The sequence below is a fragment of the Algiphilus sp. genome (genome assembly GCF_023145115.1).
Taxonomy (GTDB): Bacteria; Pseudomonadota; Gammaproteobacteria; order Nevskiales; family Nevskiaceae; genus Algiphilus.
The window spans coordinates 167199-191720 of record NZ_JAGLEJ010000040.1; the positions used below are offsets into that span (position 1 = coordinate 167199).

The 24522-nt window shown below is 72.0% G+C and carries 23 protein-coding genes; 12 read left to right on the forward strand and 11 right to left on the reverse strand.

Annotation, left to right across the window (positions count from 1 at the left end):
- The first annotated feature begins 39 nt into the window (after window positions 1-39).
- The 6 genes from KAH28_RS14390 (at window position 40) to KAH28_RS14415 (ending at window position 6581) form a co-directional block, all read left to right on the forward strand.
- Window positions 40-1674 carry a 3-(methylthio)propionyl-CoA ligase gene (locus KAH28_RS14390; protein ID WP_290577741.1) on the forward strand — a complete coding sequence of 545 codons (1635 nt, stop codon included), beginning with the start codon at window positions 40-42 and terminating at the stop codon, window positions 1672-1674.
- An 85-nt stretch (window positions 1675-1759) separates the two neighbouring features.
- The gene (locus KAH28_RS14395) at window positions 1760-3538 is read left to right on the forward strand and encodes a patatin-like phospholipase family protein (RefSeq protein ID WP_290577743.1); all 1779 of its coding nucleotides are present in this window, start codon (window positions 1760-1762) and stop codon (window positions 3536-3538) included.
- Between the two features lie 95 nt (window positions 3539-3633).
- The gene (locus KAH28_RS14400; protein WP_290577745.1) at window positions 3634-5205 is read left to right on the forward strand and encodes a glucan biosynthesis protein; all 1572 of its coding nucleotides are present in this window, start codon (window positions 3634-3636) and stop codon (window positions 5203-5205) included.
- Between the two features lie 91 nt (window positions 5206-5296).
- Window positions 5297-5509, forward strand: a complete 213-nt coding sequence (locus KAH28_RS14405) for a dodecin (RefSeq protein ID WP_290577747.1) — start codon at window positions 5297-5299, stop codon at window positions 5507-5509.
- 31 nt (window positions 5510-5540) lie between these two features.
- Window positions 5541-5990: a hypothetical protein gene (locus KAH28_RS14410; RefSeq protein ID WP_290577749.1), complete on the forward strand. Its 450-nt coding sequence runs from the start codon at window positions 5541-5543 to the stop codon at window positions 5988-5990.
- A 186-nt stretch (window positions 5991-6176) separates the two neighbouring features.
- Window positions 6177-6581, forward strand: a complete 405-nt coding sequence (locus KAH28_RS14415) for a YkgJ family cysteine cluster protein (RefSeq protein ID WP_290577751.1) — start codon at window positions 6177-6179, stop codon at window positions 6579-6581.
- Window positions 6582-6584: 3 nt separating this feature from the next.
- Here KAH28_RS14415 and KAH28_RS14420 read toward each other — a convergent pair whose 3' ends face one another.
- The 3 genes from KAH28_RS14420 to KAH28_RS14430 form a co-directional block, all read right to left on the reverse strand.
- Window positions 6585-7364, reverse strand: a complete 780-nt coding sequence (locus KAH28_RS14420) for a zinc-dependent peptidase (protein ID WP_290577753.1) — start codon at window positions 7362-7364, stop codon at window positions 6585-6587.
- A gap of 119 nt (window positions 7365-7483) precedes the next feature.
- Window positions 7484-9691, reverse strand: a complete 2208-nt coding sequence (uvrD, locus tag KAH28_RS14425) for a DNA helicase II (protein ID WP_290577755.1) — start codon at window positions 9689-9691, stop codon at window positions 7484-7486.
- 47 nt (window positions 9692-9738) lie between these two features.
- Window positions 9739-10485, reverse strand: a complete 747-nt coding sequence (locus tag KAH28_RS14430) for a sulfotransferase family protein (RefSeq protein ID WP_290577757.1) — start codon at window positions 10483-10485, stop codon at window positions 9739-9741.
- Window positions 10486-10693: 208 nt separating this feature from the next.
- On the opposite strand from KAH28_RS14430, the gene KAH28_RS14435 reads away from it, so the two are divergent.
- A complete protein-coding gene (locus tag KAH28_RS14435) occupies window positions 10694-11596 on the forward strand; it encodes a DMT family transporter (RefSeq protein WP_290577759.1) in 903 nt (300 codons plus the stop codon).
- A 12-nt stretch (window positions 11597-11608) separates the two neighbouring features.
- On the opposite strand, the gene KAH28_RS14440 is transcribed toward KAH28_RS14435, so the two are convergent.
- The 6 genes from KAH28_RS14440 to KAH28_RS14465 all read right to left on the reverse strand — a co-directional run bounded on the left by KAH28_RS14440 (window position 11609) and on the right by KAH28_RS14465 (window position 16861).
- Window positions 11609-12208, reverse strand: coding sequence for a uracil-DNA glycosylase family protein (locus KAH28_RS14440; RefSeq protein ID WP_290577760.1), 600 nt, complete (start codon window positions 12206-12208; stop codon window positions 11609-11611).
- Between the two features lie 2 nt (window positions 12209-12210).
- Window positions 12211-12543, reverse strand: a complete 333-nt coding sequence (locus KAH28_RS14445) for a multidrug efflux SMR transporter (RefSeq protein ID WP_290577761.1) — start codon at window positions 12541-12543, stop codon at window positions 12211-12213.
- 62 nt (window positions 12544-12605) lie between these two features.
- The gene (locus tag KAH28_RS14450; RefSeq protein WP_290577762.1) at window positions 12606-13196 is read right to left on the reverse strand and encodes a nucleotidyltransferase family protein; all 591 of its coding nucleotides are present in this window, start codon (window positions 13194-13196) and stop codon (window positions 12606-12608) included.
- Window positions 13193-14173, reverse strand: a complete 981-nt coding sequence (locus tag KAH28_RS14455; protein WP_290577764.1) for an XdhC family protein — start codon at window positions 14171-14173, stop codon at window positions 13193-13195. Before KAH28_RS14455 ends, KAH28_RS14450 begins: the two co-directional genes overlap by 4 nt.
- A complete protein-coding gene (locus KAH28_RS14460) occupies window positions 14173-16392 on the reverse strand; it encodes a xanthine dehydrogenase family protein molybdopterin-binding subunit (protein ID WP_290577766.1) in 2220 nt (739 codons plus the stop codon). The genes KAH28_RS14455 and KAH28_RS14460 overlap by 1 nt, the downstream gene beginning before the upstream one ends.
- 10 nt (window positions 16393-16402) lie before the next feature.
- Window positions 16403-16861 (reverse strand): (2Fe-2S)-binding protein, encoded by a 459-nt coding sequence (locus KAH28_RS14465; RefSeq protein WP_290577768.1) that lies wholly within the window; start codon window positions 16859-16861, stop codon window positions 16403-16405.
- A gap of 215 nt (window positions 16862-17076) precedes the next feature.
- Between KAH28_RS14465 and KAH28_RS14470 the strand changes: the two genes are divergently transcribed.
- The 4 genes from KAH28_RS14470 to KAH28_RS14485 all read left to right on the forward strand — a co-directional run bounded on the left by KAH28_RS14470 (window position 17077) and on the right by KAH28_RS14485 (window position 21715).
- On the forward strand, window positions 17077-18366 hold the full coding sequence (locus KAH28_RS14470) for a DUF2868 domain-containing protein (RefSeq protein ID WP_290577770.1): 1290 nt from the start codon (window positions 17077-17079) through the stop codon (window positions 18364-18366).
- Window positions 18363-19748 carry a GTPase/DUF3482 domain-containing protein gene (locus KAH28_RS14475; protein ID WP_290577771.1) on the forward strand — a complete coding sequence of 462 codons (1386 nt, stop codon included), beginning with the start codon at window positions 18363-18365 and terminating at the stop codon, window positions 19746-19748. The genes KAH28_RS14470 and KAH28_RS14475 overlap by 4 nt, the downstream gene beginning before the upstream one ends.
- A gap of 150 nt (window positions 19749-19898) precedes the next feature.
- A complete protein-coding gene (locus tag KAH28_RS14480) occupies window positions 19899-20813 on the forward strand; it encodes a glycosyltransferase family A protein (RefSeq protein ID WP_290577773.1) in 915 nt (304 codons plus the stop codon).
- Window positions 20810-21715: a glycosyltransferase family A protein gene (locus tag KAH28_RS14485; protein WP_290577775.1), complete on the forward strand. Its 906-nt coding sequence runs from the start codon at window positions 20810-20812 to the stop codon at window positions 21713-21715. The genes KAH28_RS14480 and KAH28_RS14485 overlap by 4 nt, the downstream gene beginning before the upstream one ends.
- Window positions 21716-21721: 6 nt before the next feature.
- Here KAH28_RS14485 and KAH28_RS14490 read toward each other — a convergent pair whose 3' ends face one another.
- Together KAH28_RS14490 and KAH28_RS14495 are read right to left on the reverse strand one after the other, a co-directional pair.
- On the reverse strand, window positions 21722-22525 hold the full coding sequence (locus tag KAH28_RS14490; protein WP_290577777.1) for a class I SAM-dependent methyltransferase: 804 nt from the start codon (window positions 22523-22525) through the stop codon (window positions 21722-21724).
- A 37-nt stretch (window positions 22526-22562) separates the two neighbouring features.
- Window positions 22563-23402, reverse strand: coding sequence for a glycosyltransferase family 2 protein (locus KAH28_RS14495; protein WP_290577779.1), 840 nt, complete (start codon window positions 23400-23402; stop codon window positions 22563-22565).
- A 94-nt stretch (window positions 23403-23496) separates the two neighbouring features.
- Between KAH28_RS14495 and KAH28_RS14500 the strand changes: the two genes are divergently transcribed.
- Entirely contained in the window at window positions 23497-24519 is a 1023-nt protein-coding gene (locus KAH28_RS14500; RefSeq protein ID WP_290577781.1) for a CapA family protein, read from the forward strand.
- The last annotated feature ends 3 nt before the right edge of the window (window positions 24520-24522 follow it).

A 24522-nucleotide genomic window follows, 5' to 3' on the forward strand; every position in this document is an offset into this window, starting at 1 on the left:
AGGCCGCCCCGCCATCGCGCACGAGAGGAGGCCCCCACGATGAGCACGCTGCAAGGCCAGATGATGGATGTCCAGCTGCTGGTTTCTGCCCTGCTGAGGCACGCCGACTACAACCACGCCGATACCGAGATCGTCTCGCGCCGTCTCGAGGGTGACATCCACCGCTACACCTATTCCGAGGCCGCCGTGCGCATCCGGAAGATGGCGAACGCGCTGGAAGCCTTCGGCCTGAAGCGCGGCGAGCGCGCCGCCACCCTGGCGTGGAACGGCTATCGGCACTTCGAGCTCTACTACGCGATCTCGGGCATCGGCTCGGTGATGCACACCATCAATCCGCGTCTGCACCCCGAGCAGGTGGCGTGGATCGTGAACCATGCCGAGGATCGCATCCTGTTCTTCGACATCACCTTCGCGCCCATCGTCGACGCCATCGCCGACCAGTGCCCGACGGTGCAGCAGTGGGTGGCGATGATCGATCCGGACAAGATGCCGGAGATGAAGAACGTCACCCCGGTGAGCTACGAGGACTTCATCAAGGAACAGTCGGCGGCCTACGAATGGCCGGAACTGGACGAGAACGCCGCCGCCGCGCTCTGCTACACCTCGGGCACCACCGGCAACCCCAAGGGCGTGCTGTACTCGCACCGCTCGCTGGTGCTGCACACCTATGCCGCCTGTCTGCCGGACGCCTTCGGCGTGGACGCCACCGATGTGGTGCTGCCCATCGTGCCGATGTTCCACGTCAACGCCTGGAGCCTGCCCTATGTCGGCGCGCTGGCCGGCGTGAAGCTGGTGTTCCCGGGCGCGAAGCTCGACGGCGAGAGCGTCTGCGAGCTGTTCGAGAACGAGAAGGTCACGATCAGTGCCGGCGTGCCCACGGTCTGGCTTCTGGTGCTGCAGCATCTCCAGCAGAACAACCGCAAGCTGTCCACGGTCAAGCGCATGACGGTGGGCGGCTCGGCCTGCCCGCCGGCGCTGATGAAGACCTTCAAGAACGACTACGGCGTCCAGCTCGAGCATGCCTGGGGCATGACCGAGATGTCGCCGCTGGGCACCTACAACCACCCCAAGGCCAAGCACCTGCAGCTCTCCGAGGACGAGCAGTTCCAGGCCCGCCTGTCGCAGGGCCGGGCGGTGTTCGGCGTCGAAATGAAGATCGTCGACGACAAGGGCAACCGGATGCCGCAGGACGGCCAGTCGACCGGCGACCTCCACGTGCGCGGCCCCTGGGTCGTGGGGCGCTACTTCAAGAAGGACGAGTCGCCGCTGGTCGACGGCTGGTTCCCGACCGGCGACGTCGGCTACATCGATCCCGACGGCTATCTGACCATCACCGACCGCACCAAGGACGTCATCAAGTCCGGCGGCGAGTGGATCGGCTCCATCGACATCGAGAACATCGCCATGGCCCATCCGGCAGTGGCGATGGCCGCCTGCATCGCCGCCCGCCACGAGAAGTGGGACGAGCGGCCGCTGCTGCTGGTGCAGATCAAGGAAGGCCAGAGCGTGACCAAGGAGGATCTGCTCAAGCACTTCGAGGGCAAGATCGCCAAGTGGTGGACCCCGGACGACGTGCTCTTCGTCGACTCGCTGCCGCTGGGTGCCACCGGCAAGGTGCAGAAGAACAAGCTCCGCGACGAGTACGGCGACCATCTGCTGAAGCAGCCCGCCTGACGCGACAGCCGGCGCCGGTGCCCCGGGTGGTGGCGCCGGCGCACGGCAGTGGCATAGTGCGCCCAATCCGCCGCGAGCATCGCCCATGGATTCCCGCGCCCTGATCGCCGCATCCCCGCTCCTCGGACGTCTGCCCGCGGACGCCATCGACCGGCTGGCGGAACACGCACAGCCGCTCGGCCTGCGCGGCGGGGAGACCCTGTTCGAGCGCGGCGAAGCGCCGGATGCGCTGTACATCGTCGCCCTCGGCCGCGTGCGCATCGATCTCGCCGCCGACGACCCGCACGAGGTCGCCGTCGGCGACCTGGTCGGCGAAATCGGCGTGCTCACCGGCGAGCCGCGCATGGCCGCGGCGGTGGCACTGCGCGACACCCTCCTGCTGCGCTTCGACGCCGTCACCTTCCGCCGCATCATCAGCCAGAGCGAGGCCGCCGAACGCGCCCTCTGGCGCAAGATCGTCGAGCGTCTGCGCGACCCCGGACGCACGCGCCGCACCAGCCGGACGCACGCCGTGGCGGTGCTGCCGCTGACCGAGGATGCCGACGAGAACGGCCTCGCGCGCCGCCTCGCGGCAGCGCTCGCGGCGGTGCTGGACGGGCACGTGCCGCTGATCGACCGGGCGGCCGTCGATCGCGACCTGGGCCCGGGCGCGGCGCAGGCGCGCTTCGACTCGGGCAGCCCCAACGCCAGACTGGTGGGCTGGCTGCACGAACGGGAATCGGAGGCCGCGCACGTCGTGCTCAGCGCCGACGGCGTCCCCGAGCCCTGGACCCTGCGCGCCGCCCGCCAGGCCGACCGCATCCTGCTGGTGGCGGGCGACGGCCCATTGCACACCGACACGCTGCAGGCGCTGGCAACGGCCGGCGCGGAGGCACCGCGCGAGCTGGTGTCGTGCGGCGAGCAGTCGGCGGCCTCGCGGCTGCTCGCCGAGAGCAGCGCGGCGTTCCTGCACCAGTGCCCCGGCAGCGACGCCGGCGCACTGCAGCGCCTGGCGCGGCACGTGGCGGGACGCGCCACGGGGCTCGTGCTGGGTGGCGGCGGCGCGCGCGGCTTCGCGCACATCGGGCTGCTGCGGGCGCTCGAGGAGGCCGGCGTCCCGATCGATCTGGTGGGCGGGACCAGCATGGGCGCCTTCATCGCCGCCCTGCACGCGCGCGGCCTGACACCGGCCGAAATGCGCGATGTCTGTCACGACGCCTTCGTCGCCCGGAACCACCTCAACGACTGGGTGCTGCCGCGGGTATCGCTGATCCGCGGCCGCAAGTTCCTCGGCATGCTGCGCCGGACACTGGGGGACGGGCTCATCGAGGATCTGCCGCTGCCCTTCTTCTGCGTGTCCACGAATCTGACCCGCGGCCAGCCGCAGATCCACAGACGCGGCGAACTGGCGGTATGGGTGGGAACGAGCATGGCGGTTCCGGGCATCGCGCCGCCGGTGGTCTACCGGGGGGAGCTGCTGGCGGACGGAGCGGTCGTCAACAGCGTGCCGGTGGACGCCATGCACGCGCTCGACCGCGGCCCGGTCATCGCCTGCGACGTCGGCGCCAGCGGCGAGCTCGCGCTGCCCGGCGTGGATGGTCCGGATCCGGAGGGGCTGCTCAACGCCAAGCGCTCGAAGCGCCCGCAGCTCTCCGAGATCCTCATGCGCATGACCACGCTGACCAGCGACCTGCGGCTCAAGGAGAACGTCGAGCACGCCGACCTGTTCGTGCGCATGCCGGTGGCGGATGTGGGCATGTTCCAGTGGGATGCGCTGGACGCCACCATCGAGACGGGCTATCGCCACGCCCGGGAGGTGCTGGAGGCGGCGGCCGCCGACTGGCCGGGCGACCTGCCGCCGCCGGGCTTCCGCACGGCCGGATAGCGCGTCGCGACCGCCGGGCGCCGGTCAGCCCCCGCTCAGGCTGCCTCGACTTGAATGCCCGGTATCCGAACCGCCCCGATCGCAGGAGGTCCCGCGTGACCGCTTTCCGGAATCGCCGCGCACTGCTGCGCGCACTCGCCCTGCTGCCGGCCGCGCCGCTGATCCGCCCCGCACTCGCCGCAATGGAAGCCGGCACGCTCGGCACGGCCCGGCCCTTCGACTTCGAGCGCCTCCGCCAGCGCGCCCGCGCCCTCGCTGCCGCACCCGCGCGGCCGTCGCCGGAAAAGGTCCCCGAGCTGCTGGACCGCATCGACTACGATACCTATCAGAAGATCGCCTTCCGCTCCGGGAACGCGCTGTGGGCGGAGAGCGACACGCCGGTGGCCTTCTTCCACCTCGGGCGCTACGCCAAGCAGCCGGTGGCGGTCCATGTCGTCGAGGACGGCGTCGCCCGCCGCGTGCACTATGCGCCGGGCTACTTCGACACCGCGGCCACGGGGCTGTCGGAGCAGCTGCCCGACGACCTCGGCTTCGCCGGCTTCCGGGTGCTGAATGCCGACGGCGAGACCGACTGGCTTGCATTCCAGGGCGCCAGCTACTTCCGCAGCGCGGGGCCGCTCGGGCAGTACGGTCTGTCCGCGCGCGGCATCGCGGTGGACACCGCGGTCCCGGGAACGACGGAATCGTTCCCGCGCTTCACCGCCTTCTGGCTGGAGCAGCCCTCGGACGGCAGCGCCATCCGCATCCATGCGCTGCTGGAAGGCGAGCATGTCACCGGTGCCTATCGCTTCGACTGCGCGCGCGGCGACGCCATCACCATGGACGTGCGCGCTGAACTCTTCCAGCGCCGTGCCGTGACGCGGCTCGGCATCGCGCCGCTGACCAGCATGTACTGGTACAGCGAGACCAACCATCGCACCGGCGACGACTGGCGCCCCGAGATCCACGACAGCGACGGCCTTGCACTGTGGACCGGGGCAGGCGAACGCATATGGCGCCCGCTGAACAACCCGCCGCACGTCCAGACCACCAGCTACGTCGACGACAACCCGCGCGGCTTCGGGCTGCTGCAGCGCGACCGCGACTTCGACCACTACCAGGACGACGGCGTCTTCTACGACCGGCGCCCGGGCGTCTGGATCGAGCCCAGGGGCGACTGGGGCAGGGGCGAGGTGCAGCTGGTCGAGCTGCCCACCGACGACGAGATCCACGACAACATCGTGGCCTACTGGGTCCCCGACGCCGACGCCGAGGCCGGCCGCGAATGGCGCTTCGACTACCGCCTGCACTGGGTGGCGGACGAGCCCCATCCGCCGTCGGTGGCCCGGGTGCGCGCCACGCGCATCGGACGCGCCGGCGTGCCGGGTCAGCACGAGGCGCGCGATCCGGACGGCCGCAAGTTCGTCATCGATTTCGCCGGCGGACCGCTCGCCGACATGGCGCAGCGCTATGACCTCACGGTGGCGGTCGAGGCGTCGCGTGGCGAGATCACCAATCCCTACGCGCTCAGGATCGTCGGCACCGACCACTGGCGGGCCGCGTTCGACCTGAGCGTCGCGGGCAGCGAGCCGGTGGATCTGCGCTGCCACGTCCATGACGGCAAGCGCACGCTGACCGAGACCTGGCTCTACCAGTACTTCCCACGGGCCTGGGGGCCCTCGGTCTGATCCGCGTGCAGTGGGCATTCAGGCCCGCGGCGTTTGACTGTCCGTGCGGTCGGTCGCGGACCGGCCGCACTGATCCCAACCGGAGACGACGATGGCACAGGACCACACCTACAAGATCACCGAGCTGGTCGGTTCATCCCAGGACAGCATCGACGACGCTGTGCGCAAGGGCGTCGCCCGTGCCGCGAAGTCGGTGCACAACATGAAATGGTTCGAGGTGACCGAGATCCGCGGCCACATCGAGGGCGACCGCGTCGGGCACTGGCAGGTATCGATGAAGATCGGGTTCACGGTCGACGACTGAACGTCGGTGCCGCTCGCTTCAGGAGATGATCATGACGAACAGGCTTTCCCTGCTCACCCTCGCATCGCTGACCATCGCCGTTCCGGCGATGGCGGCCGAACCCGCCACCGCCGCCCGCGGCGACGTGCTGGCCGTCCAGGAGAGCGCCGGCGACGTGCGCTTCGTCACCGGCGGCATCGGCTCGACGGAGCGCGAGGCGATGTCCGAGCGCTTCGGCGACTGGCCGCTCAAGATCGTCAACGCGCAGCGTGACGACAGCGCCTATGTGTCCGGCGTTGCCGTCACCCTCCGCGATGCCGACGGCGCGACCGTGCTGGAGACGACGACGGAAGGCCCCTGGCTCTTCGCCGACCTGCAGCCCGGCCGCTACGCCATCGAGGCGCGCTTCGACGACCAGACCGTCGAGCGCAGCATCACCGTCGACGATGGCGGCCAGCAGCGCGCCGTCATGACCTGGACCGGCGACAAGCCGTCTTCGTAGCCACCGCGGCCGGGAAGGGCGGATTGCCCGCTCCGGCAGGACGCCCCGTTCCGCAACGGAACGGCAGCACCGACCGCAGTGACCGACCCGCCGGGCACCACCCGGCGGGGAACGCTTGCGCGCTCGCGCCGGCAGGCTTATAAGCACTCCGCCGGCAGCCCGCCGGTTCCCGATCGGCGAACGAGGATGAGCGCTGACCACCCCTGCCTGCGCTGCGGCGCCTGCTGTGCGCACTTCCGCGCCTCGTTCTACTGGGCCGAGGCCGACGACGCCACACCCGACGGCGTGCCGGTAGCGATGACGCGCAAGCTGACCCCGCAGCTGCGTGTCATGCGCGGCACCGAAGGCAGCGCGCCGCGCTGCGTGGCATTGATGGGCGACATCGGCGGATCGGTGCGCTGCACGATCCATCCGCGCCGCTCCAGCGTCTGCCGCGACTTCCCGCCCTCCTACGAGGACGGCACCGGCGCGCACAACCCGCGCTGCGACAGCGCCCGCGCCAGGTGGGGGCTGCCGCCCCTCATGCCGGAGGACTGGGGCGCTCCGGAGCCATCGGCGCCCGCGACACCGGAGCTGCCGCGGGTGGCCTGAGCGCTAGGCGAAGGGCAGGTGCCCGGGCATCAGCCCGAAGTAGCGCGCCAGCAGATCGTGCAGGGCGCGGTGCTCCGCGGCGAGCACGGCCGGACGCTGGAAGAAGGCCTCCACGGCCACCGCGAAGAACTCGGCCGGCCCCTCCAGCGCATAGTCATCGATCACCGACGAGGGATGGCGCTCGAAGGCTGTCCAGGCGTCGTGCATGACCTGCGACCAGCGCTCGGCCGGAGCCCCTGCGGGCGCCCCTTCGCCACCGGAAAGGGCGTCGAGCTGATGCGCGAATTCGTGCACCGCCACGTTGTGCTCGGCGCCGGCCAGCGCCTGGCGGATGTCGTCCCAGGAGAGCAGCACCCGGCCGTTGTCCTCGGACAGGCCGCTGTGCAGCACCTCGACCTCGTCGTCCACCAGCCCGTCCTCGTCGGGCCGATCCTGCGGCACCCAGAAGGGTCCGGGGTAGACCAGCACTGCGTGCAGATTCGGCATCGGGCTGCGCGCGCGCAGTGTCAGCAGCGCGGCAAGGCCGCCGATCGTCACCGCCATGCGCGCGTCGACCTCCTGACCGGCGCAGCCGTGGAAGTGCACGCGCCGCACCAGCCGGCGCGTGTGCGCAAGATGCCGCGCGCGCTGCGCATCGTCCAGCCAGGCGCGCCAGGGCAGGTCGGCGTCCAGCCACCGCGCCACCTGCTGCTCGTCCAGCGCGCGGCGCCGCCGCGCGCGCTGCCAGATCATCAAGGCAACGACGGCAGCGACCGCTGCGAGCAGCCATAGCGGATGGTTCATGGAAGCCGATGCGCGTGAACGGGACCGCACCGATTATGCGGCTCGCCGGCAACGCCGTGACGCACCGGCGGGGCGTTTCCACCCCGCCTCCCGAACGCGGAGCACGAGGAGCGGCGCGCCTACAACGGCTCGAGCTTCGCCATCGACGCGATCAGCCACTTGCTGCCGCCGTCGGCGAAGGCGACCTCGACGCGGGCGCGGTCGCCCTCGCCGTCGAAGGCCGTGACGGTGCCCTCGCCGAAGCGCGCGTGGCGCACGCGCGCACCCAGATAGAGCCCGCTGGACGGTGGTGGCGCGTCCGACACCAGCGGCCGCGAGCGGTCGGCGGCGGGGGCGGGGGCCGAGTCGGCGAAGCGACCGGCCAGTCGCGGCTTCAGGATGCCGGCCCGCGGCCGCAGCTCCTGCACGCATTCCCCTGGCAGCTCGCGGAGGAAGCGGCTGGGTGCGCACACCTGCGGCACGCCGTGCAGGCGGCGCGATTCGGCGTGGCTGATGGTGAGCTGTTCCCGGGCGCGGGTGATGCCGACGTAGCAGAGGCGGCGCTCCTCCTCGAGGCTGCCCTCGTTGACCGCGCGCTGGTGCGGGAACAGGCCCTCCTCGGCGCCCACCAGGAAGACCAGCGGAAACTCCAGGCCCTTGGCGGAATGCAGGGTCATCAGATGCACGCAGTCGGTCCCTTCGCCGGCCTGCTGCTCGCCGGATTCGAGCGCGGCGTGGGTCAGGAAGGCGGTGAGCGGATCCATGCCCTCGAGCACGACATCGTCGCCCTCGAAGGCCTTCGCCGCCGAGATGAGCTCGTCGAGGTTCTCGAGTCGCGCCGCGCCGGCTTCGCCCTTCTCCTTGCGGTAGTGCTCGCGCAGGCCGGCCACCACGATGACGCGCTCGATCATCTTCGACAGCGGCGTGGTCGCCGACTCGCCGGCGAGCTGCTCGATGAGCTGCGTGAACGCGCGCAGCTTGGAGGCGGTGCGCCCGAGCGCGCTCTCGGCATGCTCGGCCGCGCCCCACAGGCTGGTCCCGGCGTCGCGCGCGGCGACACGCAGCTTCTCCATCGAGGTGGCGCCGACGCCGCGCGGCGGCGTGCCGACGGCGCGCTCGAAGGCGGTGTCGTCGTCGCGGTTCGACAGCAGCCGCATCCAGGCCAAGGTGTCGCGGATCTCCATGCGCTCGAAGAAGCGCAGCCCCCCGTAGATGCGGTACGGAATGCGCGACTGCACCAGGCGTTCCTCCAGCACGCGCGACTGCGCCGAGGTGCGATAGAGGATCGCCATCTCGGTATAGGCGCGCCCCCTGGCCGACTCCGAGGCCAGGCGTCCGACCACGAAGTCGGCCTCGTCGAGATCGTTGAAGGCGGTGTAGACCTGGATGGGCTCGCCCTCGCCGGCGTCGGTCCACAGGTTCTTGCCCATGCGCTCGACGTTGTGGCCGATGAGCGCATTGGCGGCGTTGAGGATGACGCCGGTGGAGCGGTAGTTCTGCTCCAGGCGCACGACTTCCAGACCGGAGAAGTCGCGCTGGAGCTTGGTCATGTTCTCGACTCTGGCGCCTCGCCACGAGTAGACCGACTGATCGTCGTCCCCCACGCAGAACACGATGCCGGCGTCGCCGGCGAGCAGGCGCAGCCAGCGGTACTGCAGCGTGTTGGTGTCCTGGAACTCGTCCACCAGCAGATGGCGGAAGCGGCCGTGATAGTGCGCCTGCAGCTCGGCGTTGTCGCGCAGCAGCTCGAAGGCGCGCAGCAGCAGCTCGGCGAAATCGACCAGCCCGTTGTCGTCGCAGGTCCGCTGGTAGGCGCTGTAGGCGCGCACCAGCATTCGCTGCGCCATGTCGCCGCCGTCACCGATGTCCTCGGGCCGCAGCGCGTCCTCCTTCTGCTTGTTGATCCAGCCGGTGACGGTCTTCGGCGGCCAGCGGTCCTCGGGCATGTCGAGGCCGCGCAGCACGCGCTTGACCTGGCGTAGCTGGTCGTCGGCATCCAGGATCTGGAAGTTCTGCGTCAGTCCGGCATCCTTCCAGTGCAGGCGCAGCATGCGGTGGGCGATGCCGTGGAAGGTCCCGACCCAGAGCGCGCGCACCGGAATGTCGAGCAGTTCCTCGAGGCGGCCGCGCATCTCGGCGGCGGCCTTGTTGGTGAAGGTGACCGCCAGCACCGAATGCGGCGACACCCCCTCGGCGGCGACCAGCCAGGCGATGCGGTGGGTGAGCACGCGCGTCTTCCCGGAACCGGCGCCGGCCAGCACCAGGCGATGCGCCGGCGGCGCCGTCACCGCGTCGCGCTGGGCATCGTTGAGGTCGGCGGTGAGAACGCGCGGGTCGAAATCCTGCATGGTGGGAGGCCGCGAGGTAGGCCCCCATTCTACCGGTGCGCCGGCGGCTACCCGGCTTGCGCCACGGCCGCCACCGGCAGCGCGCCGGCGTCGTAACCGAAGGCCGCGAAGTCGGCGCGATAGAGCCGCGCCACGCGCTCGGCCAGCTCCGGCGTGTAGTAGCGCGCGAGCTTGTCGTTGGCGCCGGTGGCATTGTCGAAGATGCCCGGTGTCGATGCCGTGCCCGGCTCCAGTCCCTGCAGCCCGCGCAGCACCTGCGCCCAGTCCTCGGCGTAGCGCTCGACCTTGCCGAAGAAGTCGAAGCGCTCGGGTGGCAGCAGCAGCAGCGCGGTCTGCGGTGCCCAGTGCGCGTTCCGGTAGAGCCCGTCGTTCTCCAGGTAGGTCACGAAATCCTCGAAGCGGCTGGACCGGTCGTGCATCCTCGCCTTGCGCTCGACCTTGTCGAGATAGGCGGACAGCGTGCGCGCGAAGGGATTGCGCACCATGGCGAACTTGAAGAGCCGGTCGAAACGGGCCACCTCCGTGGGCGACAGCGCGGCCGGCGTCCGGAACAGCTTCTTGGCTTCCTTGGACGGCACCGGATGACCGCGCTTGAAGTGCGCCAGCGCCGTCATCACCGACGAGTTGGCAGCCTTCGGTATGCGGTTGCAGAAGAAGCCGAGCTCGAACTCCACGCAACCGCGATCGTCCGCACTGCAGATCGATACCGGGCTGGTGAACGGATAGCGCCGGTAGAAGGGAATCAGCCGCTGCGTCGCTCGGTTGACGACCACGCGCTTGAATCCGCTGGACATTCGCATCCTCCCTGATGCGCAGACCGTTGCCGCCCGCGGCATGGCTCCGCAGCCTGCGCCAGAGCTGCAGGCCGCCGCGCGCCGTTCTCGGGTCGCTCGAAGAAGCCGGATTATCGCGCACCGCGGCACCGCCGTGCGCCCTCCCCGCGCCGGGGCCGGTCTGGACACGCACCCCCGCGACCCGCCACAGCGGCTATCCTCGCGCCCCATGAAGCCCGCCGCCCGCTACGCCATCCTGTCCGGCGCCTTCGTCCTGCTCTGGAACTCGGGGTTCATCGGTGCCGAGTACGGCCTGCCGTATGCGGGGCCGCTGACCCTCCTGTTCTGGCGCTATCTCGCGCTGACCGCGGTGCTGCTGGCGTGGGTGGCGCTGTTCGTGCGCCCGCTCTGGCCGGGTCGCGTCGAGGCACTGCACGCGACCTGGACCGGGATACTGGCGCACGCGGTGTGGCTGGGCTGCGCGCTCGGTGCGATTGCGGTGGAGGTACCGGCCGGCATCGTCGCGCTGGTGGTCGCGCTGCAGCCGTTGCTCACCGGCGCGTTGTCCGGCGCCGTCACCGGGGAGGGCACCAGTCCGCTGCAGTGGACCGGCCTCACCGCCGGCTTCTGCGGGGTGGCGATCGCGGTGGTGGCACGCATCCAGGCGGGCGGCGACGCGCCGGTGTGGGGCTATCTGCTGCCCTTCGGGTCGGTGGTGGCCATCACCATTGCCAGTCTGGCGCAGCGGCTGCGCGCGCACTCGGGACAGGCTCTGCCCATGGCCACGCTCCTGCTCTACCAGTGCGGCGGCTCCGCGCTGGCCCTGATGCTGCCGGCGTGGTGGATGGAGGATTTCGCGACGCAGTGGACCCCGCCCTTCATCGCCGCGCTCGGCTGGGTCACCTTCGCGGTGTCGCTGGGCGCCTACGCGCTGATGTGGCGGCTGCTCGCGCTGGCCGACGCGACCCGCGTCGCCAGCCTGTTCTACTTCGGACCGCCGGTCACCATGGTGATGGCGTGGCTGGCCTTCGGCGACGCGGTCATCGCTACCGACTGGGTGGCGCTGGCGGTCACCGCGCTGGGCGTCGTCCTCGTGCAGTGGCGACCGTCGCGCCCGGCATCCGCGCACTGACCGGCAGCGCGCTCACGCAGCGACGCCGGGCTCTGCCAGCAGCGCCGCGATCCGCTGTCGCAATCGGGGTAGCACCTCGCTCTCGAACCACGGATTGGTGCGCAGCCAGCGGTTGTTGCGCGGACTGGGATGCGGCAGCGGCACCACCGCCGGCCAGCGGCGCCGCCAATCACGCACGGTGTCGGTGACCGATGCGCCGACGGTATCGAGATGCCAGTCCTGCGCGTAGCGCCCGATGACCAGGGTCAGCGAAATGTCCGGCAGAAGCGCGAGCAGCGGCGTGCGCCACGCCGGGGCGCATTCGGGACGCGGCGGCAGGTCGCCGGATGCGCCGCTGCCCGGGAAGCAGAACCCCATGGGCAGAATCGCCACGCGTCGCGCGTCCCAGAAGGTGGCGCGGTCGACCCCCATCCAGGCGCGCAGACGATCGCCGCTGGGATCGTCGAAGGGGCGCCTGCTGGCATGCACGCGCCGGCCGGGCGCCTGCCCGGCGACCAGGATGCGCGCCCCGCTTCCCGCCTGCAGGACCGGGCGCGGCTCGTGCGGCAACCGCTCACGGCACAGGGTGCAGGCTCGCGTACGCCCGAGCAGGGCCTCCAGCGCTGCGGTCATGCTCAGTGCGCCACCGTGGTCGAGTAGCGGTAGATCACCGCCACCCCGACCGTGATGAAACCGATGCCGACCAGCGCCGCCGTGTCGAGCTTCTGGCCGAGCACCAGCCAGCCGATCAGCGCGATCAGGGCCATGCCGGCGCCGCACCAGATGGCGTAGGCCACGCCCACCGGGATGACGCGCAGCGTCAGCGACAGGAAGTAGAACGAGGCGCCGTAACCGACCACCACGATCAGCGACGGCCACAGGCGCGTGAAACCGTCGGTGGCGCGCAGCGCCGAGGTCGCGACCACCTCGCTGACGATGGCCAGCGCGAGATAGAGCCAGTACTGCATGGGGGAGCCCTGCGCACGATGGGGAACGCCGCCCATCATGCAGCGCGCCGCGCGACCGTGCGCTAGCGGCGGCGTGCGAGTCGCCGGCGCTGGGCCGGCGTGTCGACATCGTGCAACGTCGCCGCGCGTCCGGGGATCTCGCGCACGCCGGCCGCGGCGGCCAGCACGCCCCGACCACCGCGATCGCCGGTCATCCGCTGCAGCGCCGGAAACTGCGCGCGCGCGATCAGCACCGGGTTGGCGCGCCGGCCACCGGCGACCGGCACCACCGCTTCGTCACCGGGCCGGAAGGCGGCGATCAGCGCATCGATGTCGCGCGCGCGCAGACCGGGCATGTCGGCCGGCACGATCACCGCACCGGCGCAGTCCGCCGGCACGGCCGCCAGCCCGCGCCGCAGCGAGCTCGCCATGCCGGCGGCATGGTGCCGGTTGTGCGCCATGCGGACCGGGTGCCGCCAGCGCGCGCGGATGCAGCGCCGCAGCGGTCCTGCGCGATGCCCGGTCACCACGATGACCGGCGCGGCCCGCGAGCGCGCCGCAGCATCCAGCGCCCAGAGCACCAGCGGCCGGCCGCGGAAGGCGGCGCGCAGCTTGTCGCCGCGGAAGCGCCGCCCGCGGCCTCCCGCCAGCACGACGGCGGCGACGCGCGTCACGCTGGGGTCGCGGGCACGGCGTGCGCGGCTTCACCCTCGGCCGCCACCTGCGCGACGATGGAGAGCGCGATCTGCTGCGGGCTCCTGCCGCCGATGGGCAGGCCGGCCGGGGTGTGCAGGCGCGACAATCGCGCCTCGTCGATCCCGTCCGCGCGCAGGCGCTCGACGCGCACCGCCGCCTTGCTGCGACTGCCCAGCGCGCCCACGCAGAAGGCCGGCGAGCGCAGCGCGTGCAGCAGCACGGCGTGGTCGATATCGATGTCGTGGGTCAGCGTGTAGACCGCGCACCAGGGGTCCAGCGCGAGCCCGGCGAGGGCGGTCTCGACGGGGCGCCGGTCATAGCCGGCCAGCGGGATGCCGGCCGGCGGACGCTCGGGACCGCGCGGACGCAGCAGCACGACATCGAACCCCTGCGCGGTGCCCATCCGCGCCAGCGCCAGGGTCACCGGATCGCCCCCGGCCACCACCAGCCGCGTGGGCGGCGGATAGTGCTGGTCGAAGACGCCGGCGCGCCCGCCGATGTCCCACGTCAGGCGCTCGCTGTGCACGCGGCGGGCGTCGCGCGCGGCACGCCGGGCCGCGACGTGGCCGGCGGCATCGTCGAGCGTTCGCACCAGAATGCCGATGCGGCCGCCGCAGGTGAGCTGGATGTCCAGCGCCGGGCTGCCGGCGCCGTAGTCGAGCAGGCGGGGTTCGCCATCCGCGAGCACGCCCAGCGCTTCGCGCGCGACCTCGGCCTCGACGCAGCCGCCGGAGACGTAGCCGGCGCACTCGCCGCGCTCGTCGATGGCCATCTCGGCCCCCAGCGGCCGCGGCGATGCGCCCGCGATCTCCACCAGCGTCGCGAGCGCGAAGCGTCGCCCCGCCGCCGACCAGCGCTCCAGCACCGGCAGCAGGTCGTCGACCAGCCCGTACTCGGGCCAGTCCGGCCAGTCGGTGAGCGCGGGCGGATCGCCGCTGGTGGCCGAATCCGGCATCAGGCGGACCCGAGCCCGGCGCGCGCGAAGGGCAGCCGGCGCACCCGCTTGCCGGTAAGGCGATGGACCGCATTGGCCACCGCCGGCGCCAGCGGTGGCACGCCCGGTTCGCCGACGCCGGTGGGCGCTTCCTGCGACGGCACGATGTGCACGTCCACCTGCGGCATTTCGGACATGCGCAGGACCTGGTAGCGGTCGAAGTTGGCCTGCTGCGCCTTGCCATCCTCGATGCCGATCTCGCCGTAGAGAGCAGCGGCCAGCGCGAAGCCGACGCCTCCCTCCATCTGCGCGGCGATCTGGTCGGGATTGATCGGCACCCCGCAGTCCACGGCAACCGTCACGCGGTGCACCTTCGGCATGCCGTCGACCATGCTGACCTCGGCCACCTCGGCGACGTAGCTGCTGAAGCTCTTGTGCACGGCGATGCCGCGCGCGCGGCCCTCGGGTGCTGGTTCGCTCCAGCCACCCTTGTCGGCGGCCAGCTTCAGCACACCGGCCACGCGCGGCGCGTCCCCGAGCAGCGCCAGCCGGAATTCGACCGGATCCCTGCCGGCGGCCTCGGCGAGCTCGTCCATCAGGGTTTCCATGGCATAGGCGGTGTGGGTGTGACCCACCGAGCGCCACCACAGCGGCCGCACCGGCTGCTCGGGCGAGTGCAGTGCCACCGAGAAAGCCGGGATGGCGTAGGGGGTCGGCGACACGCCCTCGACCGAGGACTCGTCGACGCCGTTGTGGATCATGCCGGCCATCGCCTCGGTGGCGGCCATGATCGACTGCCCGACGACGGTGTGCCGCCAGCCGGCGATGTTGCCGTCCGCGTCGAGCCCGATGCGGGCACGGTGCACGTAGAGCGGCCGGTAGAGACCGGCCTGCGTGTCGTCCTCGCGGGTCCACTGCACGCGCACCGGATCCTCGCGGTCGTGCTGTTCCTTGAGCGCGCGCGCCACGTGCACGGCCTCGACCGTGAAATCGGCCCAGCCGTTGGCGCGGCGCCCGAAGCTGCCGCCGGAGATCAGCGTGTTCAGCTCGACCTTCGAGACATCGAGCCCGGCCGCCTCTGCCGCATAGGGATGATCGATGGACGGGAACTGGTGCCCGGCCCAGGTCTCGAGCCGGCCGTCGCGCAGCCACGCGACGCCGTTCATGGGCTCCATCGCCGCGTGCGCGAGGTACGGGAAGCGGAAGCCGGCCTCGATCGTGGTCGCCGCACCCGCCAGTCCCGGCTCGGTATCCTGCGAGCTGGTGACCGCGGTTCCGGGCGCATCGGCCAGCTTCTCGTACTGCTCGTACAGTGCCTCGCTCGAGGCCGGCCCGGCCGTCGAGAGATCCCACTCGATCTCCAGGGCCTTGCGCCCCTTGATCGCCGGCCACATGCCGGTCGCGACCACCGCGACGCCCTCGGGAATCTCGAGCACGGCCTCGACGCCGTTCACCTTCTTCGCTTCGGCTGCATCGAAGGACCTGAGCGTGGCGCCGAAGGCCGGCGGCCGCGCGATGACCGCGGTGAGCAGGCCCGGCAGCTGCACGTCGATGCCGTAGGTGGCCGTGCCGTCGGTCTTGCCCTTCGAGTCGAGGCGGTGCACGTCGCGCTTGCCGATGTAGACGAAGCGCGACGGATCCTTGAGCGCGACCTCCCCGGGTACGGCCTGCTGCGCCGCCGCCTCGGCGAGCTCGCCGAACGTGGCCGAGCGCTCGCCGGCGCTGACGACTCCCTTGCTGACAACGATGCCCGACGCCGGGACGTCCCAGCGCTCGGCAGCGGCCGCCACCAGCATGGCGCGGGCGGTGGCGCCGGCTCTGCGCATCTGCATCCAGGAATTGGCGATGGCGGTGGACCCGCCGGTGCCCTGCATGCCGCCCATGACGAGATTGCCGTAGCGTTCGGCATCTGCCGGCGCGTACTCGGCGCGGACCGCGGTGAGATCGGCGTCGAGCTCCTCGGCGAGGATGGTGCTCAGGCCCGTGGTCACGCCCTGTCCCATCTCGTGGTGCTTGATGACCAGGGTCACGGTGTTGTCGGGCGACACGCGCACGAAGGCGTTGGGTGCGAAGGCCTCGCCCGCGGTGTCGGCGGTATCGGCGGCATGCGCGCGGCCGGCGGGCGCGAGATGCAGGCCGAGCACGAGGCCGGCGGCGGCCGTGCCCTTGAGGAAGTCGCGGCGCCCGAGCGCGGCGGCAGGCTCTGCGGCGACGATGCGGGCGGGGTCGGAGAAGTGCATGGCGTCCTCCTCAGGCCGCGAGCTGCTCGGCGGCGCGATGGATGGCGGCGCGGATGCGCTGATAGGTCGCGCAGCGGCAGATGTTGCCGGCCATGGCGTTGTCGATATCGTCGTCGCTGGGTGCCGGGTTGCCTTCCAGCAGCGCCACCGCGGACATGATCTGCCCCGACTGGCAGTAGCCGCACTGCACGACGTCGAGCGCCACCCAGGCCGCCTGCACCGCCTTCGCGGTCTTCGAGGACAGGCCCTCGATGGTGGTGACTTCCTGGTTCTGCGCGATGCTGAACGGGGCCGAGCAGGAGCGCATCGGCTGGCCGCCGACGTGCACGGTGCACGCACCGCACTGCGCGATGCCGCAGCCGTACTTGGTGCCGGTGAGACCGAGCTCGTCGCGCAGCACCCACAGCAGCGGGGTGTCGGAATCGACCGCGACGTCGTGCGTCTCGCCGTTGATCTTGAGAGCGGGCATGGCACGCCTCCGGTTCGTGGATCCATCGCTTGTTGGCCGGACCGCGCTACCGGACCGGCACGCCTCTGTCGGCAGACTACCGAAACATCGGTGGCAGCGGCATTACCGGCCGGCAAAACGTCCGGGCGCCGTGGAACGGCATCGCGCCGTCGCTTTTGTATAGTCGCGGCATGCTCGCCCGGCGTCCCCGCATCCCCGTTTCCGACCGCCTGCTGATGGAACTGGTTCGGTGGCGCGAGGAATGCGCCGGCCATCCTGCCGATTCGATGGAGGCCGACGCCGCGGCGCGTGCAGCCGGAGGGCCGCTGCAGGCGCGCATCGCGCACCGCGCGCGACGCCTGCCCGACTGCGGCCCGCTGCGCGCCGGGCTGCGACGCGCGCGCATCGTGCTGATGGCCGCCACCGGCGCGCTGGTGGCAGCCTTCGGCATTGCCGGCATCCTCGCTGCCGGCGGTGCCCTCGGCAGCGCCGATCCGGTCAGCCTGCCGCTCGCGCTGCTGGTGGTGGTCGGCCCCAGTCTCGCGACGCTGCTGCTGTGGCTGGCGCTGCTGCCGATGCTGCGCGGAGGCGGCGCGACGAGCGCGCTGTCGGCGCTGATCGCGCGTCACTTCGACGACCGCGCCACACCGGCGGGCGACGCGCTGCGACTGCTGCTGCTGGGTCGCGGCGGCCGCTGGATCGCGGCGAGCGTGGCCCACGCCGCCTGGCTCGGCTATACGCTCGGCACCGGCGCCGCCCTGCTGATCCTGCTCAGCGTGCGCAGCTATGCGCTGAGCTGGGAGACCACGCTGCTCGACGCGGAAACCCTGGCAGCCTGGGCGCACGCGCTCTCGGCGGTGCCGGCGCTGCTCGGCTTCGCGGGCGCCGAGTCGCTGCCGCTGCGGCCACCGATGCCCGACGGTGCGCGCGAGGCCTGGGCGGCCTGGCTGCTGGCGGCGGTGATGGTCTACGGCGTGCTGCCCCGGGCCCTGGCGCTGCTGGTCACGCTGGCGCTGGCGCGACGGGCGCTGCGCGCGAGCAGCGACGATCTGCACCAGCCCGGCTACGCGCGCCTGCGCAGCCGGCTGCTGCCCGACCACGGCACGGCCCGCGTGGTCGATGCCCCGCCCGCACCGGAGACGGTCGCGGCCGCGCCGGCCGGCGTCGCGCTGCCCGCCGGTGCCCTGCACGCGCTGGCGCTGGAGACGGAGTGTCCGGCTGACCCCCTCCCGCCCGACTGGATCTGGCTGGGCGCGGTGGACGACCGCGACAGCCGCGAGCGCGCGCTGGCCGAGCTGCAGCGCGACACGGTGCGCGGCCTCGCCATCATCGTGCGCGGTGCCGCCACGCCCGACCGCGGCAACCGGCACGCGGTGGAAGCGCTGCGCGACGCGGCCGGCGCTCCCGCGGTGCTGCTGCTGGCCGGCCCCGTGCCGCCGGCGCGGCACGCCGACTGGCAGCGCCTGGCCGAGCACGCCGGACTGACCCTGGGTGTCTGGCCGCCGGCCGAAGGCGGCGACGCGTGAGTCGGCGCGACCCCATGCAGGTGGCGGTGGTCGGTCACACCAACACCGGCAAGACCTCGCTGCTGCGCACGCTGGCGCGCGACAGCGGCTTCGGCGAAGTGTCCGACCGCCCGGCGACGACGCGCGGCGTCGCCGCCATCGAGCTGCTCGCGGAGGACGAGCCGGTGCTGCGCTGCTTCGACACACCCGGCCTGGAGGACGCCGTCGACCTTGCCGGATACCTGGTGCCCGACGGCAGCCCCGCCGAGGACCCGGTGAGCCGCATCGAGGCCTTCGTCGCCGGCGATCACGACGCGGGGCGCTTCGAGCAGGAAGCCAAGGTGCTCCGCCAGATGCTGCGGGTGGACGCGGCGCTCTACGTCATCGACGCACGCGAGCCGGTGCTGGCCAAGCACCGCGCCGAGCTCCGCCTGCTCGCGGACTGCGGCCGCCCGCTGCTGCCCGTGCTCAACTTCGTCGCCGCCGCCGATGCCGAGCCCGAGCGCTGGCGCGCGCAGCTCGCCCGCAGCGGCCTGCACGTGCTGGCGGAATTCGACACCGTGGTCTTCGACCTGCACGCCGAGACGCGCCTGTTCGAGAAGCTGGCAGCGCTGATCGAGACCGAGCGCCCGCGCATCGCGCGCCTGAACGCCTTCCGCGCCGAGCAGCGCCGTGCGCAGATCGACGATGCCTGCCACGCCATCGCGCAGCTGCTGGTGGACGCCGCCGGCGCGCGGCGGCGTCTGGCAGCCGGGGCCGATACCGGCGCTGCCCACGCCGCGCTGCGCGATCAGCTGTGCCGCATCGAGCAGGCCTGCGTGGACCGACTGCTCGACACCTTCGCCTTCGAGCTCGGCGCCTACCGGCCGCCCGATCTGCCGCTGCACGAGGGCCGCTGGGTGCTCGACCCCTTCGACCCCGAGAGCGCGCGCGTGCTCGGCATCCGCACCGGCTCGGCGGCAGCCGCGGGCGGCGTCGCCGGCTTCGGCGTCGACGCCCTCACCGGCGGACTGAGCCTGGGTGCCGGCACACTCGTCGGCGCCGGCGTGGGCGCGCTGGTGGGCGCGGGCGAGAACGTCGGGCGCGACTGGCTGGACCGGCTGCGCGGCCGCCAGACCATCGTCACGGACACCACCACGCTGGCCGTCCTGGCGACCCGCCAGACGCAGCTGCTGCTCGCGCTGCTGCGGCGGGGTCACGCCAGTCAGCAGGCACTGGCGCCGGTCACCGCGGACGGCTGGCCTTCCGACGCCGTGCGGCGCGCGGTCCTGCGCGCGCGAGCGCACCCGGAATGGTCGCGCCTGAACCCGGAGCACGATGCCGGCGCCGCCGCGCGTGCCGTCCGCTCCCTGGCCGCGCCGCTGCGCGACGCCGTCGCCGATGCCGCACCGGCACCGCGATGAGCTCGTGGACCCGCGCAGGACAGCCCGACACGCGCACGGCTGCGCTACATTGGCCGCCCCCTTCACCCCGCGATCCGTGCCCGGCTTGATCCCGCCCCCCGCCGCCCCTGCCCGATGCCGTCCGGCGCCGATCCCGTGCGGAGCGCCGCGATGATCCCGACCGCCTGGCGTCAGCAGCTGCAGAGCTGGTTCCTGCGCTTCGCGGCCGGCGGCTGGCTGCCCGCGCGCTGGTTCGCGGCGCCGCCGCCACCGCCGGCGGCACGCGCGGCGCGCGAGGGGCCGCTGACGCTGGAGATCGTCAGTCACTGCTGGAACTACAGCCACTTCCTGGCCTATCAGCTCAGCTCGCTGGTGCAGTTCCCGCCCGAGCGGCTGGCGGTCACGATGACCGTGTTCCACGCGCCCGAGGACACCCGCACGCAAGCGCTGCTCGCCTACTTCGCCGATCAGCACGTGCCGGGTGTGACCTGGAACTGGCGCGAGCTGCCCAGGGAGCAGCTCTTCCGCCGCGGCATCGGCCGCAATCTCGCCGCGCAGCAGACCGATGCCGACTGGATCTGGTTCACCGACTGCGACGTGATGTTCCGCGCCGGCTGTCTCGACGCGCTGGCGCGGGCGCTGCAGGGCCGCCGGGATGCGCTGCTCTTCCCGCGCGAGGAGCGCATCACGCCGCTGCTGGCCGAGGACGACCCGATGCTGGTGCGCGGCGCCGAGCCGCGCCTGGTGGACATCGACGACAGCCAGTTCGCGGTCAAGACCCTGAAGCGCGCCACCGGCCCCATGCAGATCACGCACGGCGACGTTGCACGCGCCTGCGGCTACTGTCCGACCCTGCGCCTCTACCAGACGCCGGCCGACCACTTCTGCAAGGCCTACGAGGATCGCGCCTTCCGCTGGCTGCTGGGCACCGGCGGCAACGGCATCGATGTGCCGGGCGTCTACCGCATCCGCCACGTCTTCAAGGGCCGCTACCGCGAGGACCGCGCCAGCAGCCGGCTGCGCGGCGCCATCCGCCGCGCCAAGTCCTGGCTGGGCGAGCGCCTCGCCGGCCACCGGCGACCGTGAAGTTCTACGTCTTCTCCTTCAACCGCGCCGAGTTCCTCGCCAACTGCGTGGACTCGATCGCGCGCTGCGCGCCCGACTGCCGCGTGGCGGTCTACGACGACGCCAGCACCGACGATGCCACCCGGCGCGTGCTCGACGCACTCGCGCGCGACCACGAGGTGGTGGTGCGCGGCCACGACTCGCGGCACAAGCTCGGCGGCCTCTACGCCAACATGCAGGCCGCCTGCGAGGCCGGTCTGGCCGACGGCGAGGACACGGTCTGCTTCGTGCAGGACGACATGCAGGTGGTGCGGCCGGTCACGCCGACCGACCATGCCGCCATCGCGCAGTACTTCGCGGCGCGCCCGCGGGCGGGCTTTCTGCTGCCGCAGTTCGACAAGGGCCGGCCGCGCCGGCGCGACCCCGAGCGCCTGCGCTTCGACCCCGATTCGGGCAGCTACATCCGCGCCGAGCGCCGCCAGGGCGCCGGCATCCACTACGCCGACGTCGCCATCACGCAGCTGTCGCGCCTGCAGGCGCACGACTGGCGCTTCCTCGAGGGCGAGCCCGCCAACCAGCGCCAGGCCGCCGCGCACTTCGAGAGCCTCGGCACGCTGTTCGCGCCCTTCCTGATGTGGCTGCCCAACGGCCCGGCCTACCGCGGCAAGCGCAAGACGCGCGCGCTGCGCATTGCCGAGCAGCGCCGCGCCTGCGGCTTCTTTCCCTTCGCCGAGATGACGGGGGACGGGATCGCGGCCCTGCGCGGGCGCGACCCGGAGGTGCTGCCCACCGCCGAGCAGTTCCTGCGCACGCGCGACGACGCGCTGCCGCCGCCGTGGACCTACGATCCGCTGGAAGGGCTGAGCTGGCTCAAGAAGCGGAACAACTTCGAGCTGTGGGTGCGCCGCACCCTGCGCCGCTGAGCGTGCTCAGTCGCGCCGCGTGAGCACGGCCGCGCCCTTCTCCAGGCGGTGCCAGGCGACATCGAGCGGATAGGCCGCCGACCACTGCGCGACGATGGCGCGCTCGTCGGCGCGGTCGGCATCGTCCATGACGATGGTGGCGCGCGGCGACAGCTTCTCCCACAGGATCGGCACCGCCGGATAGCGGCTGCGGCTGGCCGAGGAGGCCAGCGGCCCGTCCACCAGCAGCAGGTCGATGTCGGTGACATCGCCCAGCGCCCCGGCGTCGTACCAGGGATAGCGCTGGCCGTCGACGGCCTGCTCGGCGATGGGGGCGCAGACCACCGTGACCAGGTCATCCAGCCCGCGCGCGCGCAGACGCTCGCGGGTCTGCTCGGCGTAGTGCGCTTCGTGGTCGATGCTGGTGATGCGGCCCCGGCCGTGCCGGCGCAACAGCTCGGCGAGGAACACCGTCGACAGGCCGCTGCCGAGCTCGACGATATGCGCGGGGCGCCGCGCCAGCGTCAGCTCGCCGAGCAGCGCCAGCAGATCCGAGGAAGCCGCCCAGCCGCCGGCGCGCGGCAGCGGGAAGGCGCCGTGATCGATGACCCGGCGCGCGTCGAGCGCGGCCTCGTGCTGGGCGCGCAGCGTGCGGTACTGCTCGCGGGTGACGCGGTCGCGCGCGTAGAGATAGGCCGCCACGCCGAGCACGCCGAGGGTATAGGCCGCGGCCGGCCCGAGCAGCCAGAAGACCGGGATGCTGCCGAGGAAGAGCACCGCTCCGCCGGTGCGGAAGCGGCGGAGGCGCTTGCTGGTGGACTCGGCGCTCATGCGGCGGACTCCGGTGTCGGGAATGGGATGGCGGGCATCAGGCGGCGGCCTCGTAGCCGTCGTCGACCAGCTGCCGGATGCCGCGGTCGGTCTCGATGCGCCCGCTGCGCGCCACGTCGACGCGCCACTGCTTGTTGGCGCGCACCATGGCCTCGTCGCGGTAGCCGCGACTGTGATCGAGGTGCACGCAGATGGCGTTGTAGCGGACGTGGCGCGGCTTGACGCCGGCGTTGCGCAGGCGCACGCCGAACTCGCGGTCGAGCCCGCCCCAGGCCATGCGCTCGTCGAAGCCGTTCACCTTCATGGCATCGGCCAGCCAGACCGAGCCGTTGGACCCCTTGAAGTTGCAGCGCGCCGTGGTCAGGCGGTTGAGCAGCCCGGCCCGCGAGGGCGGCGCGGCCAGCTTGAGATTCTTGCGGTTGCGCGGCAGGCCGTGGGCGCGCAGCCAATCGATGTCGAAGCAGCGGCCGGCGAGGATGTCGTCGCGCGTGATGGCCTCGCTGGTGGCCATCGGCAGCTTGCAGTAGCTGCCCGACAGGAAGTGGCCGGGCGCGGCATGGCGCACGTGCTCGGCGAGGAAGTCGCGGCGCGGGATGCAGTCGCCGTCGGTGAACACCAGGTACTCGCTGCGCGCGTGCAGGATGGCCTTGTTGAGGATGCGGCACTTGCGGAAGCCGTCGTCGCGCTGCCAGACGTGGCGGATGTCCATGCCGGTCTCGGCGCGCATGCGCGTCAGCAGCGCGCCGGTCTCGTCGGTGGAGCCGTCGTCGCCGACGATGATCTCGAAGTCGCCGTGATCCTGGGCGCTGTAGCCCCACAGCACCTTCTCCAGCCAGGCCGGCGAGTTGTAGGTGGTTACAATGACGGTGAGCCTCATGGCCTCGCGTTCCGTTGCGTGTCTTTCGGCGCCCGGCCGGGGCCCGGGCGCGTCGCCGTGATCGCGTTGTCGACGACTGAGCGGGGAAGGATAGATGAAGCTCTGCCTCGGGGGCGACTTCAGCCTCGGCGACACCTACCTGGCGGACTGGGCCCGACGGCCGCAGCGGCGCGAGCCGCTGGAGCGCCTGCAAAACGCGCCGGAACGCTTCGTGGACCCGGTGGCGCCGTTCTTCGCGGCCGGGCGGCGCAACATCGTCAACCTCGAGACCGTGCTCACCCATGCCGAGCAGAGCCCGCTCGAGGGCAAGAAGAAGTTCCTGGGACGCGACGATCCCGCGCGCACGGTCGCGCTGCTGCACCGACTGCACGTGGAGGCAGTGTCCCTCGCCAACAATCACACCCGCGATTTCGGCGATCGCGGGCTGCTCGACACCATGCACCATCTGGCCGTCGGCAACATCGGCTTCTTCGGCGCCGGCGACCGCGACAGCGCACAGAAGCCCTTCACGCTGACGGCGGACACGGGGCGCCGGGTGCACGTCGTCGGCGGGATGCGGTTCCGCTCGCGCTATGCGCGCAGCTACAACCACTTCGCGGCCACCGGCAACTTCGGCATCGGCGCCTTCCGCGCGGCCACCATGGTCGAGCGCATCGAGACACTGCGGCGGGACGATCCCGAAGCCTTCATCGTCGTGTTCCCGCACTGGGGCACGGACTACGAACTGCGCTCCGACGGCATGCGGGGCTCGGCCGAGCGCTGGGTGGCGGCCGGCGCCGATCTCATCGTCGGCCACGGCACGCACGTGCTGACCGAGATCGAGTGCATCGACGGCGTGCCGGTGTGCTATTCGCTGGGCAATCTGGTGTTCAACTCGCCGGGGCGCTACCAGCGCTTCGGCATCCACCCCTACAGCGCCGTCGCCCATGTCGATGTGGGCAACGAAGGCCTGGAGGCGCTGCGCCTGTATCCCGTCGTCACCGACAACCGCCGGACCGGCTTCCGCACCCGCCCGGCCGACGCGCGCGAGTCGCGCTTCTGCCACGAGCGGCTGTGCGACGACGCCTTCGCGCTCGACCGCGACGCGCTCGGCTGGCATCTGGCCTTCGCGCGCTGAGCG